This is a genomic window from Thermoanaerobacterium calidifontis (assembly GCF_055381745.1).
This window is the reverse complement of the sequence record NZ_AP042436.1, coordinates 1,950,996-1,968,195: the sequence shown is the minus strand read 5'-3', so window position 1 is coordinate 1,968,195 and position 17,200 is coordinate 1,950,996. Positions and strand designations below refer to the sequence as shown.

Genomic DNA, 17,200 nt, shown 5'->3' with positions numbered 1-17,200 from the left:
TAAAATGTTCCCATGATATAATAATTTGGGAGGGATGATTATGAATGAAATGTGCATAATAGACAGATTCGAAGGTGATTACGCTGTAATTGAGTTTGGGCGTATTACATTTAATTTTCCTCGTACTCTTTTACCGAAAGATTTAAAAGAAGGCGATGTAATAAAGTTTGATGTATACATTGACAGTGAAGAAACGCTTAAGCGAAGCCAGAAAATAAAAAGGCTGGCAGATGAACTTTTTAGAGAGTAGGGAGGTGCATCATGTTTAAAAAAATAGCAATTTTTGGTTTGATATTTGTTTTAGTTTTTTCTTTGGTTGGATGTTCTGACACCACAAATTTCAATCAGAAACAAGGCGAAATTCAGAATTCTACAGTGAAATCTACAGATGGCTTACTTAAAGTGTATTTTATCGATGTGGGACAGGGCGATAGCATTTTTATTAAGACACCTGACAATAAGACAATGCTAATCGATGCTGGTGTACCAGAAATGGGGAAAAAGGTCGTCGACTACATAAAAAGTTTAGGTGTAACAAAAATCGATATATTAGTTGGAACACACCCACACGAAGATCACATTGGTGGAATGGATAGAGTAATAGAAAGCTTTGAAATAGGGAAGTTTTACATGCCCAGAGTAACTACAAACACGAAGACATTTGAATATGTATTAAACGCAGCGAAAAATAAGGGATTGAAGATAGATGTGGCAAAAGCAGGAGTGACTTTGGACCTTGGTCCTTCTGTCAGCGCTGAAATGATAGCGCCAAATAGCTCTAAATACGACGATCTTAACGAATACAGTGCAGTGATAAAACTTGCTTATAAAAACACATCGTTTTTGTTTACTGGCGATGCTGGTGCTGAATCGGAGATGGAAATGATTGAAAATGGGTATGATTTGAAATCGGATGTACTTAAAGTTGGTCATCATGGAAGCTCAACATCAACTACTGCGAGCTTTTTAGATGATGTCAGTCCTAAATACGCTGTAATCTCCTGTGGAAAAGGCAATGACTACGGACATCCCCACAGTTCTACATTAAAAAAACTTAAAGCCAGAAACATACCGGTCTATAGGACAGACGAATGTGGGACAATAATTGCTTTAAGCAATGGGCAAAGTATTTCATTTAATGTGAAACCAGGCGATTACACGCCGGGACAAAAAAACTAAAAGCGGATTTTTGTTACATAAATAAGTAGATTTCATGAAAAGATATAACCAGAAAGAATTATGAGGAGGTTATATCTCATGAAAAAATATAAAAAATATATTGCGATGATGTTGACTTTTGTTATGATGCTTGCAACTGTATCATTGGCAGGATGCAAAAGCTCAGTTAAAAAGCCAGTCACATCCAAGAGAAGTTTAAATGTTGTTGGATTTTATGTTGATTCACCTGGGTACGACAACTCATACAATTCGCTTGTAAAATACGCAAAGTATATGGACACGGTTTCGCCACTGTGGCTTACTGTGCAAGGAGATGGATCTGTTAAAGATTCAACAAATCCGCAAGCTTTAAACTTCGCAAAAAAAAATGGTTTAAAAGTTGTACCGCTTGTAAACGTGGCTGACAGCAAGGATTCGGTTTTGCTTGATTCTAAAGTGAAGACTGAGACTATGAATGAGCTTATAAGTCTTCTTAAAAAACATGGATTTGACGGATACAACATAGACTTTGAGTTTATCCCACATGGCACAAAAAATTATGTTAAGGATAAAGACTACCTTACGGCATTTATGGGTACTTTTAGGACGATGATGAAAAGAGAGGGTAAAATCTTAGATATGTCTGTGATTCCTCATTATCAGGTTTCACCTGATATATCGGGAATTTACGATTATCATAAATTGGCGCCATTAGTTGATCATGTGACATTGATGACTTACGACAGGCATAATGCTTCATCGCCACCGGGACCAGTATCACCGGAGCAGTGGGTTGAGAACAATGTGAAGGATGCATTAAAAGAAGGCTTTAAACCAAGTCAGATTTGCCTTGGTGTTGCGACGTATGGATACGATTGGCCTGCAAATAAGTCAGGTGGTTTTTCTGCTCCAACAAAGACGATACTTCAGAATGCTCAGCAGAAAGGTGTGACAGTACAGTGGAGCAATACGTATCAAGAGCCATATTACACATATTATGACAGCACATATGGCGCCACAAGGCAGGTATGGTTTGAAAATTCTACGACGATGGCTGAGAAAATAGATATAGCGAAAAAATACGGCATTCATGGCATTTGCATATGGAGAATAGGTTTTGAAACACCATCATTTTGGCAGGTTATAGCCAAAAAGATTGGAGCAAAGTAAGTAGTAGCCACTCGCATAGCGGGTGGTTTTTGATTCATCTGTAAATTCAATAAAACGTTGACTTACTGTTAAAAGAATAATATAATCAAATCATGACAAATAAACATATATTGGAGGTTAGTTATGTATATACCATCTATTAGCCCGTATGCATTTAAAATTGGACCGATTGCTGTACATTGGTACGGAATTTTTATGGCTTTATCTATAGCTGCTGGTGCATATTACTTGTACGTTAGGTCGAAAGAGCTTAACTACGATGAAGATTTCTTGTTAAATCTTTTGATGATTGTGGTCATATCCGGAATAGTAGGAGCAAGATTGATGTTTGTATTGGCGAATGACATTGATTGGTTTTACAAAGATCCGATACAGATTCTTAAGATTTATCAAGGTGGGTTGTCATGGCATGGAGCTGTATTGGGAGGATTTCTTGCAGGCCTTTATTACTGCCGTAAGAAAAACGTCAAGATAAATCCATTGGAAGATTACGCTGTCATAGGATTGGCTATAGGGAATATGCTTGTAAGAATAGGAAATATATTTAACCAAGAGGTTTTGGGAAGGCAGACTGATTTTGCTTTTGGAAGATGGCCTGCACAATTAGTTGGTGTAGCAATGGGACTTATTCTTTTAATACGTTATTTCTACATCGAGAGAAAGCACATGCCGTACGGGTATCAGTTTTGGTCTTTTATATTTTATTATCAGCTTATGAGAGGGCTTATTGAAGAAACTGTAAGGGACAATCCACTGTTTTGGCCAGTTTATCTGAATAAGCACCTTGGAATTGGATTTTTTACTTTGACGCAGATTGCAACTCCTTTCATACTTATATTGGCATATTGGATGATGAGGCGTGTATTAAATGATCCAGAAAATAAGAAAGTAAATTATTGACCTGCTTTACGCGGGTTTTTTATATAATGAAAAATGAGAGAGGGAGATTGTGATGGAGAAAAAAGAATTATTTAAAAGATTGCTTTCGATGATAGAGAAATCATCAAGTGAGATAGATGATTTAAACTATTTTTACCATGAGGTTGTGAAAATATTGGACAGCAATTTGTCTTACTACAATTGGACAGGTTTTTATTTCATGGAAGATGGAATGTTAAAACTTGGTCCATACATAGGAAGGCCCACAGAACATGTGAAGATAAACGTTGGTCAAGGTATATGTGGCAGAGCTGTGGCTGAAAATGCTACAATTGTCGTTGACGATGTGACAAAAGAGGACAATTACTTGGCTTGTAGCATTGAGACAAAGTCTGAGATAGTAGTGCCTATAAGAATTGGTGATGAAATAATCGGCGAAATTGACATAGACAGCGATGAAAAAGCGGCTTTTGACGATGATGATAGAGCATTTTTAGAAGCTGTGGCAGAAATAGTCAGCAAAAAAATAAAAAATGATCATATAATATCAGAGAAAACAGAGAAAGGAGAGACAACATGAAAAGATCTTCTGTTGTGTTGATATCAGTAGCAGCAGTAGTGCTATTAATAGTTGTTTACTTTTTTTCAAGTTATAACGGGCTTGTAAGTCAGCAGGAAAATGTAAATAGCAAGTGGAGTCAAATAGAAAATCAGCTACAAAGGAGGGCTGATTTGATTCCTAATCTCGTTGAGACTGTAAAAGGTTATGCTGCTCATGAACAGTCTGTGTTTGATAGCGTAAATAAAGCCAGAGAGAAGCTTCTTGCTGCAAATACGGTTCAAGAAAAAGCCAACGCCAATGATGAGCTTGGAACAGCTTTAGGAAGGCTTCTGGCCATATCAGAAAACTATCCTAACTTAAAAGCCGATCAAAATTTCAGGCAGTTAAGCGATGAATTGGCAGGTACAGAAAATAGGATCGCTGTTGCCAGAATGGATTACAACAATGCTGTTCAACAGTATAACACCAGCATAAGGCAGTTTCCTAACGTCATCATAGCAAGGATGTTTGGATTTACGGAGAAACAGTATTTTAAAGCACAAGCATCAGCATCAGAAGTTCCAAAAGTCGATTTTTCGAAATAGGGAGGTTATGTGGTGTTAAAATATGCTAAAACATTATTTTTGCTGATATTTTTTCCTATACTAATTTTTGGTCAAATATTTGCTGCTACAATTCCTCCTAAGCCTTCCCAGTACGATTATGTGTACGACTACGCAAAACTTATGAGCCAAAACGATATTGATACAATAAGAAACATAGGGAAAGAGATAGAAAACTTAACTGGTGCTCAGATCATCGTAGTGACGGTTGACGATATAGGAGACTATCAAATATCAGATTATGCATTAAACTTATTTAGAAACTGGGGAATTGGACAGAAAGACAAAAATAATGGCGTACTTCTTTTAGTAGATAAAAAAAGGCTATTGGAGGGATTAAGCGGCAAAGTATTTATATCTGTCGGATATGGATTGGAAGGCGCTATTCCAGATTCTGTAGCAGGAAGGATTTTGGACGATTACGTACTGCCTAAATGGAATGATAAAGATTATTCTGGGGGCATCGTAGAAGGATATAAAGCAATAGCCACATTGGTTGCCAAAGAATACAATGTGGATTTAAAAAATGTTGACCAAAGCCAGTATACTCAGCAAAATGACAGTAGCAGTAAAAAAGCGGAAGGAATAATTTCTGTAATTGCTCTAATAATATTGCTTATCATTTTTTCTAATATACGTGGATGGTGGTGGCGTGGTCCTGGCGGGTTTGGCCCTGGAGGATTCGGTGGCTTTGGCGGATTTGGAACCGGCGGTGGTGGCTTCGGAGGAGGCTTTGGCAGCGGAGGAGGTGGAAGTTTTGGCGGCGGATCCACCGGTGGAGGTGGAGCTGGCCGCTAAACTCTGAACTTTCCCCTTTCATATTGCTTTGGCCATTCTACATCTTCTTTAAGGTCGTGGGCTGCATACAGTGGCCAATACGGATTTCTCAGAAGCTCACGGCCTAACGCTATTAAATCAGCTTTTCCGTCTTTGAGGATTTGTTCAGCCATTTCAGCTTTTGTTATTAAGCCTACTGCCGCTGTTTTAAAACCAAGCTGGCTTTTTATTTTTTCAGAGTATTTGACTTGATAGCCAGGATAAAGATCGATTTTCGCATTTAGAAGTCCACCGCTGCTTGCATCTATCACGTCTACGCCTAAAGGCTTTATGTATGATAAAATTTTTATCATTTCGTCAATGTTGATGCCGCCTTCAATGTAATCGTCGGATGAAACCCTTACAAATAAAGGTTTATTTTCTGGCCATACTTTTTTTACAGCTTCTATGACTTCTTTAAGCATTCTCACTCTGTTAGTGACATCACCGCCGTATTCGTCATTTCTCTTGTTTGACAGGGGCGACAGAAATTCGTGTAGCAAATAACCGTGTGCCGCATGTATTTCAATGACATCAAAACCAGCATTCAAGGCTCTTACTGCTGCATCTTTAAACTTTTCTACGATAGCCTTTATTTCTTCTTTTGTGAGTTCATGTGGCAATTTATAATCATCGCTCCAGTTTATTGCTGAAGGCGCAACAGGCGTTTCATCTGCCACTTCTGATTTTCTTCCAGCATGGGCTAATTGTATTCCCATTGTAACACCGTATTTTTTGCACTCATCAACAATTCTTTTGAGTGGTTCTACCTGTTGGTCGTTCCAGATGCCAAGATCGCGATCAGTTATTCGCCCTCGACTTTCTACTGCCGTTGCTTCAACCATTATTAACCCTACACCGCCGACGGCTCTGCTTAAGTAGTGAACAAAGTGCCAACTGTTTGCAAGTCCATCTTTGTCAGCGGAATACTGACACATTGGAGACATCATAATCCTGTTTTTTATAGTAATGTCTTTTATTTTTATGGGTGTAAATAACATAAAAACATCTCCTTTCAAAATATATATTACCACTTAAGCTACAAAAATAAAAATTATTAAATAAAAAGTTATTTTATATGCAAAAACGTATTCATTAAGATTGTTTTATTTCTATTTTCCTCAATTCGTGTTATAATATATGTTGTAGATTTTAAAAAGGAGGGCATATCGTGAGAGAAAGAGTAGAAGAAGTTTTAAAGCTTTTAAGACCTTCTCTTCAAGCAGATGGCGGAGATGTAGAACTCGTCGACGTTACTGATGATGGCGTAGTTCAAGTAAGGCTTACAGGTGCTTGCGGCGGCTGTCCATTTGCAGTAATGACATTGAAAGAAGGAATTGAAAGAGCAATAAAAGAAGAAATACCTGAAGTAAAGGAAGTTGTTGCTCTTTAAAGATAAAAAATCCGGAATTAACCGGATTTTTTTGTGTTAAAAAAAGGATTTTTCAAAAATACATAGAATACTATATATGGTAATATTTTACTTAATGGAGGTATTCTATGTATGATTAAAAGGATTTTTCTTTTAACTTTGACATTGGTAATGGTATTCAGCTTAAATGCTTTTTCATTTGGTTTCCCTGACGATATTCAAAATCAAGATTACTTAAAATTGTTAAAAGATAAGATGCCATTTATAAGTAATATGTCGGTAGATCAAATCAGAAAAAATAGCGATGGATCTATCCAAATAAACATGAAAAGCGATGGCGACATGTATAAAACCCTTGATGCTGTATTAGACAATGGAAATATCAAAAGCGTGGATTATTATGTTGATCAAATGAAATACTTATTTGGCAAAAGCGGTAAATCAAAAATAAGGAAGGACGATGCTGTAATAATAGGCAAAGAACTTTTGGAAAATATTTTTGGAGAAAAATTTGGTTATGTATCTGAGGTTAATGATTCAACGTATATTGATGATGCTTTGGAAAGACGAATAATTTATAAATTTTGTTACAAGAATTTAGTTGACGATATACCTGTGTACAATATAGACGCTTATGTTTACATTGACTCTGAAAGTGGCGATATATTGAAATTAAAAGGACAAAGTATAGGTGAGTCATCTTATAATAAAGACATAAAGACGATTGGCAGTGTTGATGCCTTGAAGGCGTTTAATAGCAAACTTGATCCTACTCTTGTGTATTTGAAAAACAACAACGATGATTTTCCTAAATATCGGCTGTACTATGCTTTAAGCATCGATTATAATCTCGTTGGTATAGACGCAGTAAATGGTGATTTGGTAGATTTTAATGGTAATATGCTATATGATGATGTTTTAAAGATTAAGTGTGATGCCAATGATTTTAAAAAATCGTATAGCATAGTAGCTTACGACGAGGCATTGAAAATAGCAATGAATGAAATGAATAACTTTCACATAAATGATATTAAAGTATTAGACAGCAAGACAATTGAAAGGTATTTTCTCACTGAAAGAGAAACATATACATTTAATATGAACCATACTGATAGAAATTTAATAGCCAATGCAAATATAGCAGTCGACAAAGAGACAGGAAATATAATAAGCGAGAACGTAGATATTTCTGATGATGATGGGTTATTTGATACGTATGGCAATTTGGACAGAATAATCGGTTTTACAAAGGAAGTTTTAAGAGGAAAAGATTGCAATTTGGATCTTTTAAAGAAACCTGCCATAGAAGATGCTGATTATACATACGTATTTTATCGAGTTTACAATGGTGCAATAGTTCTGGATAATTATGTGAGAATTAAAACAGATAAAAACGGCAAAATAATAAATGTCTCATTAAATTGGGATGAGGCCCATAAACCATCAACAACAGATATTTTGAATGAAAGTATTGCAAAAAATATATTAGTAGGTGAAAAACCATCTCTTTATTATTTATACACAAGTAAATATGAGCTTATGCCAATATATCGTTTGTCTACAATGGATTCAATAGTGGATGCATTAACTGGTCAAAAGGTATCTGTAAATGAATTTGAAAAAGGCTATTAGGAGATGATACTATGGATGAAAAATTAAAGATAGAGGCGGCTAAAGAGTTGGGGCTATTAGATAAGATACATAAGGTAGGATGGTCGAATTTGACGGCACAAGAAACAGGGAAGATTGGAGCCATTGTGAAAAAGAAAAAATATAAATCGGCCATGTAAAATTTTTGTTGTGGTGGTATACTTGTATTTGAGGTGAGACAAATGGGTCAAGAGGATGTATATGAAAAAGTTGCAAGGTTGATAGAGAATTCTAAAAAGACTGTTGTGCTGACGGGTGCTGGAATATCTACAGAAAGCGGTATTCCTGATTTCAGAAGTCCAGGAACTGGACTTTGGGAAAAGATGGACCCTATGGAAGCACTGTCAACAAGAGTTTTATACAATGACCCTAAAAAGTTTTACGACAATGGTTTTAAGATTTTGTTGTCCATGAAAGATGCAAAGCCAAACAAAGCACACTATATATTGGCGCAACTGGAGCAGGATGGGTTTGTATCATGCGTAATTACCCAAAACATAGATAATTTGCACCAAAAAGCAGGATCGAAGAAAGTATACGAAGTACACGGCCAGACGAGGACAGGAAGTTGCACAAATTGTGGTACAGTGGTACCAATTGATTTATTGGAGGTCAAAGTGTCTAAAGGGGAAATCCCGCCTAAATGCGACAAATGCAATGGGATTTTAAGGCCAGATGTTGTAATGTTTGGAGATCAGATGCCTGAAGATTTTGAAAAGGCATGGCATGAGGCCGAAGACAGCGATTTGATGATAGTCATTGGTTCATCGCTTACTGTATCACCTGTAAACTTTCTTCCGGGACTATCAAAGCATCTTGTCATAATAAATAAGTCAGAGACACCTGAAGATAGAAGGGCCGATGCAATTATAAGAGAATCGGCAGGCGAAGCTTTAAGCAAAATCGTAAGATATTTAAAGACGGCACAACAAGGCTAAAATTCATTTGACAATGTATATGTTTCAGTGCTATTATAAAGAAGTAAATTATTTATCACGTTTGGAGGAAGATATAATGGTAAGAGGTAAAGTAAAATGGTTCAATGCTGAGAAAGGTTATGGCTTCATAGAAAGAGAAGGAGGCTCAGACGTATTCGTTCATTACTCAGCAATTGAACAGGATGGTTTTAAGACGTTAGAAGAAGGACAGGAAGTCGAGTTTGATATAGTGGAGGCCGAAAAAGGGCCACAAGCCGCTAACGTTAAAAAAGTTTCCTAATGGAGAAAATCAACCCTAACAGCAATGTTAGGGTTTTGAAATATAGTTGAGAATATATGGTTAATTTAAAAAAATATTAGTATTAATTATAAAAACGTTTTATTGCAATTTAAGGGTGGTTGAGGTTAATGAAAAATAAAGAAAAAATTTTTATTGAGTTGAAAAACCTGTCAAGTAGCCTTGATATTACAAAAAAAAGGGGTTTGACTGCAGAAGAGATTGCAGATAAGTTAAATATCAAAAGGAATGTTGTCAGTCATTTTTTAAATGAATTGCATAAAGAAGGTAAAGTTGTTAAGATAAATACGAGGCCAGTTTATTTTATAGATAAAGAGTTTTATGAGAAGCAGTCGAATTTGTTTAGAAATAAAATTTCTGATTCTGAAGCACCTATAAAGATAAAAAGCGATGATCCTTTTATGAAATTAATTGGATATAATGGAAGCCTTAAGGAACAGGTCAAACTCTGTAAATCTGCAGCATCTTATCCGCCAAATGGTTTACCTATTTTACTGATTGGTCATACAGGTGTCGGAAAAAGTTTTATTGCGCAGCTTATATATGAATATGCAAAATCAATAAATGCTGTGGAAAAAAATGCGCCTTATATTATATTTAATTGCGCAGAATATGCCAACAATCCGGAATTATTATCGGCTAATTTATTTGGTTATGTAAAAGGTGCTTTTACTGGAGCCGACAAAGATAAAAGTGGACTTTTAGAAGAAGCTAATGGTGGATATCTCTTTTTGGATGAAGTTCATAGATTACCGCCGGAAGGCCAAGAAAAATTATTTTTGTTTTTGGATAAAGGTTTATTTAGAAGGTTAGGTGAGACAGGTAATTGGAGGACGTCAAAAGTCAGATTTATATTTGCGACAACTGAAGATCCTGAACAAACTTTAATAAAAACTTTCTTAAGAAGGATACCCCTTGTTGTTAATATTCCATCACTTAGTGATAGACCTTTACATGAGAGACTACAATTAATATATAATTTTTACAAAATTGAAGCAAAAAATCTTGAAATGGATATATTAATAAGTAAACAAGTTTTAAACGCATTAGTTAAGACAAATATTTCAGGCAATATAGGCAAAATGATAAATGTCATAAAATATAGCTGTGCTCAGGCATATAGTCAAATATCGAGGAATAAAATTAGTATATTACGAATTCATTTATATGATTTGCCAAGAGATCTACAGTATAATGCTGAGGACTTTCTAAAAGACAGTTTACAATTTAACGGTATGTTTATATCTCATAATAAAATAGATAAATATTTTGTTGATGATGTGGAAAATGATAAGAATATAAATGAAATAACAGAAAAGATATTAGATTTGTTTGTTAAATTTAAAAACGAAAATTTAAATATAGATAAGGTAAAAAATGAATCTTTGCTGTATTTGAATCAACTTTCTGACATTATTGTTTTTGGTAATAATGAGAATCAAAATTTTGCAGACTCATTGTTGTTTAATACTATAAAAAGTGTAATAGACAATGTTTTAAATGTTATTGAAAATAATTATGGAATAAAATATTACGGTAATACTGCTATTGTATTAGCGCATTTTACCAATAAATTGTTAGAGAATGCATCTATAAAATATGCTTCTAAAGTTGAAATTGTAGTAAATATTCTAAAGAATGTTTTCCCTAAAGAATTTATAATTGCTAATAAGATGATTGAACTTATCGAAGTTAATCTGGATGCTAAACTCGAGAAAATAGCTATTATTTATTTTACACTTTATATAAAAAGTATAAATAAAAATGATAATATAAACGTGATAAATTCGATAATAATTGCACATGGATATTCTACCGCAAGCAGTATAGCAAGTGTTGCAAATAGGCTCTTAGGACGTTTTATTTTTGAGGCCTTTGATATGCCAATAGATATGACGATACAAGATATTATGGTAAAGGTAGAAAGCTATTTAAAAAATATCAATACAGAGAAGGGTATTATTATATTAGTTGACATGGGTTCTTTAGAAGAAATATATAAGTCATTAATTAATGTAATAGATGGTGACATAGGTATTATAAATAATATTACGACCCAATTGGCTTTGGATGTGGGTAACAGAATTATACAGGGACAATCTCTAGAAGAGATTATTGTAGAGTCTGTTAAAAAAAATAATAGTAGTTACAAATATATAAAATCAAATAAAAACAAAAAGAATGGCATCATAACAACATGTATGACTGGAATAGGAACGGCTGTAAAGATAAAATATCTTTTGTATGAATGCTTAGCAAATGATGGCATTGAAATAATTGCATATGATTATGATAGGCTTAAAGGCAATGGATTTAAAGATGAGATATTCAAAAATTACAATGTAAAACTTATAATAGGAACGGCTGATCCTGGAATAAAAGAGGTTCCATATCTGTCTTTGGAGGATTTGATTGCAGGGCGTGGAGATTTTATACTTAATAAAGTATTAAAAGATTTAACTGATGATAGAACTATAGAGCAGATTAATCAAGCTATAGTTAAGCTTTTTTCACTTCAAAATGTATTGAATTATTTAACTATATTAAATCCTGATAAAATAATTGATCAAGTTGAAAAAGCTATTTCAGATTTGGAATTAAGTTTGGGATTTAAATTTTCAAATGATTTAAAGATAGGGTTATATATACACATAAGTTGTCTTATTGAAAGGTTAATTATGAAAGATCCAATTATGTCTTACAGTAATTTAAATGAGTTTGAAAAGTGTCATAGACAGTTTATAGATTTGATTAATTCTAGCTTTAGTGTCATAAAAGATATCTACAAAGTTCAAATACCAACGTCGGAAATAGGTTTTATATATGATATAATACATCAGAAGATTAATGATCTGGCTATTTAAAAATAACAAGGTATGGCACAACTTTTGCAATTTATTGTCTAAGAGGAGGTAAAAAATTAAAAAATGGTTGGAATAATTTTGGTATCACATGGGCCGTATGCTGAAGCATTATATGAATCACTAAAAATGATATATGGTGAGCAAGAAAAAGTTGAAGCGATTAATTTCACGATTGGAGAAAGTATAGATGATCTTAAAAAAAAGATAAATTTAGCAAAAAAAAGATTACAAACCGAAGAAATATTAATATTTGTTGACATAATAGGAGGAAGTCCGTATAATGTAAGTTCATTGGAGATAGATGACAAAGTTAATGTCATAACAGGTTTCAATATGCCTATGATTTTGGAAATTTTGTCAAAAAGAAATGAAAGATTATCAGTTGTATCAGATATTGCTAAAAATGCGGGCAAAAATGGAATAGTGGATGTTCATGAGAAATTATCTGAGAGACTTAACAAGCTTTGCGATTAGGAGGAATAACAAGATGTTGAAAGTGGTTCGCCTTGATGAGAGATTAGTGCATGGACAGGTAGTAAATAATTGGTGTTCAAGTGAAGCTATAACTGAAATAATTGTAGTTGACAAAAATGTAGTAAAAGATGAAATACGCAAAACTTTCATCGAGATGGCAGTTCCTGAAGACATAGAAGTGCTGTTTTGTGATGTTGATAGTGCTATCAAAATATATGAAGAAGAAAGCAAATATGAGAACTTGATGATTATATTTAGTAATCCTTTTGAAATATTAGAATTTTTGGACAAAGGAGGGAAAATAAATAGAATTAATATTGGCGGTCTGCCATATAAAAATGGTAAAAAACGTATAACTACCGCTGTGTATTTAAATGAGAATGAAATTGATGTTTTAAAAGAAATAGCTAAAAAAAATGTTTCTTTAGATGTAAGGATGCTTCCAAATGATAGAAGTATTAATATATTGACATTAATACAATCTAAGGAGGAATGACGATTGACAATAACAAAATTTATATTGTTATTTATTGTCACGTCAATTTCGGGAATAGGAGCTGCAGCAGAAGAATTTCAAACACATAGACCTTTGATTGCATCTACTTTAGTGGGTTTAGTTCTTGGTGATCTAAAAACAGGAATTATAGTTGGGGCTTCTATGGAGTTGATAGCGTTAGGGTGGATGACAATTGGTGCATCTGTTCCACCTGATCCTGCTATTGCGGGCACTATAGCCGCTGTAATGGCTATTATAGGAAAACAAAATATTGGCGTGGCTATAAGTATAGCTGTTCCAGTTGCGGTTGCTGGACAAGTGTTACAAATTGCTCAAAAAAGTACAATTGACGTATTTATAATGCATTTAGCAGATAAATATGCGGAAAAAGGTAGTACAAAAGGTGTAACTGCAATGCATTTTTTGACTGCGATACCTAGTGCATTAAGAGTCTCGATACCGTCTTTAATGGTAGCTTATTTTGCTAATGCGTCTAATGTAAGGGTTTTATTAGATAATTTACCGAAATCAATTACAATTGGCTTGCAAGTTTCTTCTGGTTTTTTAGTTGTAGTTGGTTATGCTATGATTATGGAATTATTAAATGCTAATGAATTACTGCCATTTTTCTTTGTTGGATTTTTGACTATGACTTTTACTAAAATGACTTTAGTTGGATTAGCAATTATGGGAGCTAGTTTTGCAGCAATTTTTTATTTTTATTTCATAAAAGATGAAAATAAAAACGCACATAGAAATAAAAGAAGTAAAATTATAAATGATATAGCTGATGATATTGATAATGAAAAAAATAATGAAGCAATTATTAAAGATGAATCATTAAAGATAGGGCACAAAGATCTTTTAAAGATATTCTGGAGAATGCAATTCTATCAAATATCATGGAATTATGAAAGAATGCAAAATTTATGTTATTGCTACAGTATAATTCCTGTATTGAAAAAATTATATAAAACAAAAGAAAAATTATCAGAGGCTTTAAAGAGGCATATGGAATATTTTAACACTCATCAATTTACTGTGCCGATAATTTTAGGATTAAATGTTGCAATGGAAGAAGCTTTAGCGAACGAAGAAAAAATTAATGATGAAGCTATTACAGGAATAAAAATAGCTTTAATGGGACCGTTAGCGGGTTTAGGAGATCCAATATTTTGGGGAATATTTAGACCGATGATTGCAGCCATAGGTGCAGGAATAGGTCTCAGTGGAAGTTTATTAGGACCTTTAATATTTTTTGTAGTTATAAACTCGGTGCGATTAATTATGCGATATTATGGATTAATGATTCCTTATTATAAAGGTATAAATATGATTGCGTCTATGAAAGAAATATTGCCTAAAATAATGAAGACAGTTGCTGTTTTAGCTTATGTTGTAATGGGTGGATTGGTAGCTAAATGGACGATAATCAATATACCAATCAAATTATACTCCTATTCAACTGATGGCAAAATAGTTGTTGTTACGGCACAACAACAGTTAGATACTATAATGCCTAATTTATTACCACTTATATTAACTTTTTTAATATATTGGCTTCTTAAAAGAAAAGTTCCTGCAATATTTTGTATTATTGGACTTATGATTTTAGGGATTATAGGTTATAATTTAGGCTTTTTAGGGTTAGCTTCGTAGATTTATAGATATAGTGTAATTGACAGTTTACGTAATGACCGATTTAGGAAATATAGTGTAACAAGTTGTTTATAAAATTAAGAATTATTTACTGTAAAGAACGATGAAAAAGCATGTCTAGCAGTTTTACACTGCTTGGCATGCTTTTTGCATTATATAAAGTAAAATCTTTGAAAGAGAGGGGGGTAGAGATGCCAGCACCAAATATTTTATTAGTACGTATAGACAATAGGCTGGTTCATGGTCAAGTAGGTGTTACATGGACTACATCTTTAGGTGCAAATTTGATTGTTGTTGTTGATGATGAAGTCGCAAAAGATCCACTTCAACAAGAATTAATGGCTGTTACTGCTCAAGCGTCAGGTGTTGGAATTAGGTTTTTTTCAGTGGATCAAACAATAAATATAATCCATAAAGCTGCACCAACTCAAAAGATATTTATTGTCTGCAAGACACCTGAAATAGTTAGAAAATTAATTGACGGTGGTGTACCAATAAAAGAGGTGAATGTAGGCAATATGCATTTTTCGCAAGGTAAACATCAAATCAGCAAAAAAGTTTATGTAGATGACAAAGATATGGATGACTTGCGTTATATTAAGGGAAAGGGGGTAAACCTTTATATTCAGGATGTTCCTAGTGATAGGAAAGAATATATTAATTGAGGAGGTAATGATTTATGCATAGTATTACATTGGTACAAGGCTTGTTGCTGGCAATCTTAGCGGTCATAGTTGGTATTGATTTTTGGTTGGAAGCATTATTTTTGTTTAGGCCAATTATAGTAGGAACACTGACAGGATTGATACTTGGCGATCTGCAGACAGGATTAATTGCAGGTGGACTTACTGAATTAGCCTTTGCAGGATTAACTCCTGCTGGTGGGACACAACCACCTAATCCTATTTTAGCAGGGATAATGACAACTGTTATAGCATATACTACAGGAACTGATCCAAAAACAGCGATTGGATTAGCATTACCGTTTAGCTTTCTAATGCAGTATATAATATTATTCTATTATTCGAGCTTTTCATTCTTTATGCCAAAAGCTGATAAATACGCTGAAGAAGCTAATACTAGTGGCCTTGTTAAGTTAAATATTTTGACAACAGCGATTGTTGCAATTACTTATGGAATAGTTGTGTTTTTAAGTGTGTATGTTGCTCAAGATTTGATGAAGATACTAGTTAAATCTATGCCAGTATGGTTAGGACATGGTTTTGAAATAGCAGGAGGTATATTGCCGGCTATTGGTTTTGGAATGCTTTTAAAAGTTATGATGAAAGGTCAATATGTACCATATTTCATTGTAGGATTTTTCATAGCATCATTTATACCTTTTTCAAATTTACTTCCAGTGGCTGTGATTGGTGCAGCGTTAGCAATATATGAATATTTCAATTCTAAAAATAAATTAATCAAAAATGAAATGATGGCAATGAATGGAGATGATTATGATGAAGGAATCTAAAAAAGTATTGACTAAGAAAGACATAACTAAACTGGGACTTTTATCTTCTTTTTTGCAAGCTAGCTTTAACTATGAAAGAATGCAAGCTGGCGGATTTACAGTCGCACAATTGCCTTTTTTGAAAAAGATTTACAAGAACGATAAAAAAGGTCTATCAGAAGCAATGACGGACGATTTGGAATTTATAAACACACATCCAAATTTTGTAGGATTTTTAATGGGATTGCTTTTATCTTTGGAGGAAAATCATGAAGATAGAGCTATCATTAAGGGTTTGAAAGTCGCTTTATTTGGACCACTGGCTGGAATTGGAGATGCAATATTTTGGTTTACAATTTTGCCGATAGTTGCTGGTATTTGTTCTTCATTTGCTATGCAGGGAAATGCATTAGGCCCAATATTGTTTTTCTCTGTATATTTGACAATATTTTTACTTAGGATAGTATGGACACATTTAGGCTATAATTTAGGCACAAAAGCGATTGATTTAATTAAGACTAATTCACAAATTATTTCTAAAGCTGCATCAATATTAGGCATAACTGTCATCGGAGGTTTAATAGCATCTTATGTTCACATAAATGTTGTAAGTAAGATTGCTATAAATGCTAAACATGCTGTATCTTTACAGACAGACTTTTTTGACAAAATTTTTCCTAATATATTGCCATTAGGGTATACGCTGTTGATATTTTATCTTCTAAAAAAGAAAAATGTAAGTCCGGTAATACTTATTTTAACGACATTTATACTAGCTATCTTACTATCATTTATTGGAGTTTTATAAT

Annotated in this window: 20 protein-coding genes; 19 read left to right on the top strand and 1 reads right to left on the bottom strand. The window is 33.7% G+C overall.

Annotated elements, in window-relative coordinates:
• Nucleotides 1–40 precede the first annotated feature (40 nt).
• The 7 genes from ACZ42G_RS10260 to ACZ42G_RS10230 all read left to right on the top strand — a co-directional run bounded on the left by ACZ42G_RS10260 (nucleotide 41) and on the right by ACZ42G_RS10230 (nucleotide 5,169).
• Nucleotides 41–250: a DUF3006 domain-containing protein gene (locus ACZ42G_RS10260; protein ID WP_085111544.1), complete on the top strand. Its 210-nt coding sequence runs from the start codon at nucleotides 41–43 to the stop codon at nucleotides 248–250.
• A gap of 11 nt (nucleotides 251–261) precedes the next feature.
• On the top strand, nucleotides 262–1,179 hold the full coding sequence (locus ACZ42G_RS10255; protein WP_464850356.1) for a ComEC/Rec2 family competence protein: 918 nt from the start codon (nucleotides 262–264) through the stop codon (nucleotides 1,177–1,179).
• Nucleotides 1,180–1,284: 105 nt separating this feature from the next.
• On the top strand, nucleotides 1,285–2,328 hold the full coding sequence (locus ACZ42G_RS10250) for a glycosyl hydrolase family 18 protein (protein WP_464852159.1): 1,044 nt from the start codon (nucleotides 1,285–1,287) through the stop codon (nucleotides 2,326–2,328).
• A 123-nt stretch (nucleotides 2,329–2,451) separates the two neighbouring features.
• The gene (locus ACZ42G_RS10245) at nucleotides 2,452–3,228 is read left to right on the top strand and encodes a prolipoprotein diacylglyceryl transferase (protein WP_085111541.1); all 777 of its coding nucleotides are present in this window, start codon (nucleotides 2,452–2,454) and stop codon (nucleotides 3,226–3,228) included.
• Nucleotides 3,229–3,280: 52 nt separating this feature from the next.
• The gene (locus tag ACZ42G_RS10240) at nucleotides 3,281–3,787 is read left to right on the top strand and encodes a GAF domain-containing protein (protein ID WP_274893155.1); all 507 of its coding nucleotides are present in this window, start codon (nucleotides 3,281–3,283) and stop codon (nucleotides 3,785–3,787) included.
• Nucleotides 3,784–4,353 (top strand): LemA family protein, encoded by a 570-nt coding sequence (locus tag ACZ42G_RS10235; RefSeq protein ID WP_013787624.1) that lies wholly within the window; start codon nucleotides 3,784–3,786, stop codon nucleotides 4,351–4,353. Before ACZ42G_RS10240 ends, ACZ42G_RS10235 begins: the two co-directional genes overlap by 4 nt.
• Before the next feature lie 12 nt (nucleotides 4,354–4,365).
• Complete coding sequence (locus ACZ42G_RS10230; RefSeq protein WP_274893153.1) at nucleotides 4,366–5,169, top strand: TPM domain-containing protein; 804 nt, start codon at nucleotides 4,366–4,368, stop codon at nucleotides 5,167–5,169.
• Here the strand turns inward: ACZ42G_RS10230 and namA are convergent.
• On the bottom strand, nucleotides 5,166–6,188 hold the full coding sequence (gene namA / locus ACZ42G_RS10225; RefSeq protein WP_464850353.1) for an NADPH dehydrogenase NamA: 1,023 nt from the start codon (nucleotides 6,186–6,188) through the stop codon (nucleotides 5,166–5,168). The two genes, ACZ42G_RS10230 and namA, sit on opposite strands and share 4 nt — an antisense overlap.
• A 170-nt stretch (nucleotides 6,189–6,358) precedes the next feature.
• On the opposite strand from namA, the gene ACZ42G_RS10220 reads away from it, so the two are divergent.
• The 12 genes from ACZ42G_RS10220 to agaD all read left to right on the top strand — a co-directional run bounded on the left by ACZ42G_RS10220 (nucleotide 6,359) and on the right by agaD (nucleotide 17,199).
• A complete protein-coding gene (locus ACZ42G_RS10220) occupies nucleotides 6,359–6,580 on the top strand; it encodes a NifU family protein (RefSeq protein WP_013787627.1) in 222 nt (73 codons plus the stop codon).
• A 111-nt stretch (nucleotides 6,581–6,691) separates the two neighbouring features.
• A complete protein-coding gene (locus tag ACZ42G_RS10215; protein ID WP_464850351.1) occupies nucleotides 6,692–8,191 on the top strand; it encodes a peptidase propeptide domain-containing protein in 1,500 nt (499 codons plus the stop codon).
• A gap of 11 nt (nucleotides 8,192–8,202) precedes the next feature.
• Entirely contained in the window at nucleotides 8,203–8,349 is a 147-nt protein-coding gene (locus tag ACZ42G_RS10210; protein WP_464850349.1) for a small, acid-soluble spore protein, alpha/beta type, read from the top strand.
• 42 nt (nucleotides 8,350–8,391) lie between these two features.
• Nucleotides 8,392–9,147: an SIR2 family NAD-dependent protein deacylase gene (locus tag ACZ42G_RS10205; RefSeq protein WP_085111536.1), complete on the top strand. Its 756-nt coding sequence runs from the start codon at nucleotides 8,392–8,394 to the stop codon at nucleotides 9,145–9,147.
• A 76-nt stretch (nucleotides 9,148–9,223) separates the two neighbouring features.
• Nucleotides 9,224–9,427, top strand: coding sequence for a cold-shock protein (locus ACZ42G_RS10200; RefSeq protein WP_013298441.1), 204 nt, complete (start codon nucleotides 9,224–9,226; stop codon nucleotides 9,425–9,427).
• 128 nt (nucleotides 9,428–9,555) lie between these two features.
• Nucleotides 9,556–12,309 carry a sigma 54-interacting transcriptional regulator gene (locus ACZ42G_RS10195; RefSeq protein ID WP_464850347.1) on the top strand — a complete coding sequence of 918 codons (2,754 nt, stop codon included), beginning with the start codon at nucleotides 9,556–9,558 and terminating at the stop codon, nucleotides 12,307–12,309.
• A gap of 63 nt (nucleotides 12,310–12,372) precedes the next feature.
• Entirely contained in the window at nucleotides 12,373–12,783 is a 411-nt protein-coding gene (locus ACZ42G_RS10190; RefSeq protein WP_464850345.1) for a PTS sugar transporter subunit IIA, read from the top strand.
• 13 nt (nucleotides 12,784–12,796) lie between these two features.
• Nucleotides 12,797–13,279, top strand: coding sequence for a PTS sugar transporter subunit IIB (locus ACZ42G_RS10185; RefSeq protein WP_333510739.1), 483 nt, complete (start codon nucleotides 12,797–12,799; stop codon nucleotides 13,277–13,279).
• A 3-nt stretch (nucleotides 13,280–13,282) separates the two neighbouring features.
• Nucleotides 13,283–14,938 (top strand): mannose/fructose/sorbose PTS transporter subunit IID, encoded by a 1,656-nt coding sequence (locus tag ACZ42G_RS10180; RefSeq protein WP_464850343.1) that lies wholly within the window; start codon nucleotides 13,283–13,285, stop codon nucleotides 14,936–14,938.
• Between the two features lie 113 nt (nucleotides 14,939–15,051).
• Nucleotides 15,052–15,603, top strand: a complete 552-nt coding sequence (agaB, locus tag ACZ42G_RS10175; RefSeq protein WP_464850342.1) for a PTS galactosamine transporter subunit IIB — start codon at nucleotides 15,052–15,054, stop codon at nucleotides 15,601–15,603.
• A gap of 14 nt (nucleotides 15,604–15,617) precedes the next feature.
• Entirely contained in the window at nucleotides 15,618–16,412 is a 795-nt protein-coding gene (gene agaC / locus ACZ42G_RS10170) for a PTS galactosamine transporter subunit IIC (protein ID WP_464850341.1), read from the top strand.
• Nucleotides 16,399–17,199, top strand: coding sequence for a PTS galactosamine transporter subunit IID (gene agaD, locus ACZ42G_RS10165; RefSeq protein ID WP_435620009.1), 801 nt, complete (start codon nucleotides 16,399–16,401; stop codon nucleotides 17,197–17,199). Before agaC ends, agaD begins: the two co-directional genes overlap by 14 nt.
• Nucleotide 17,200: the final 1 nt, after the last annotated feature.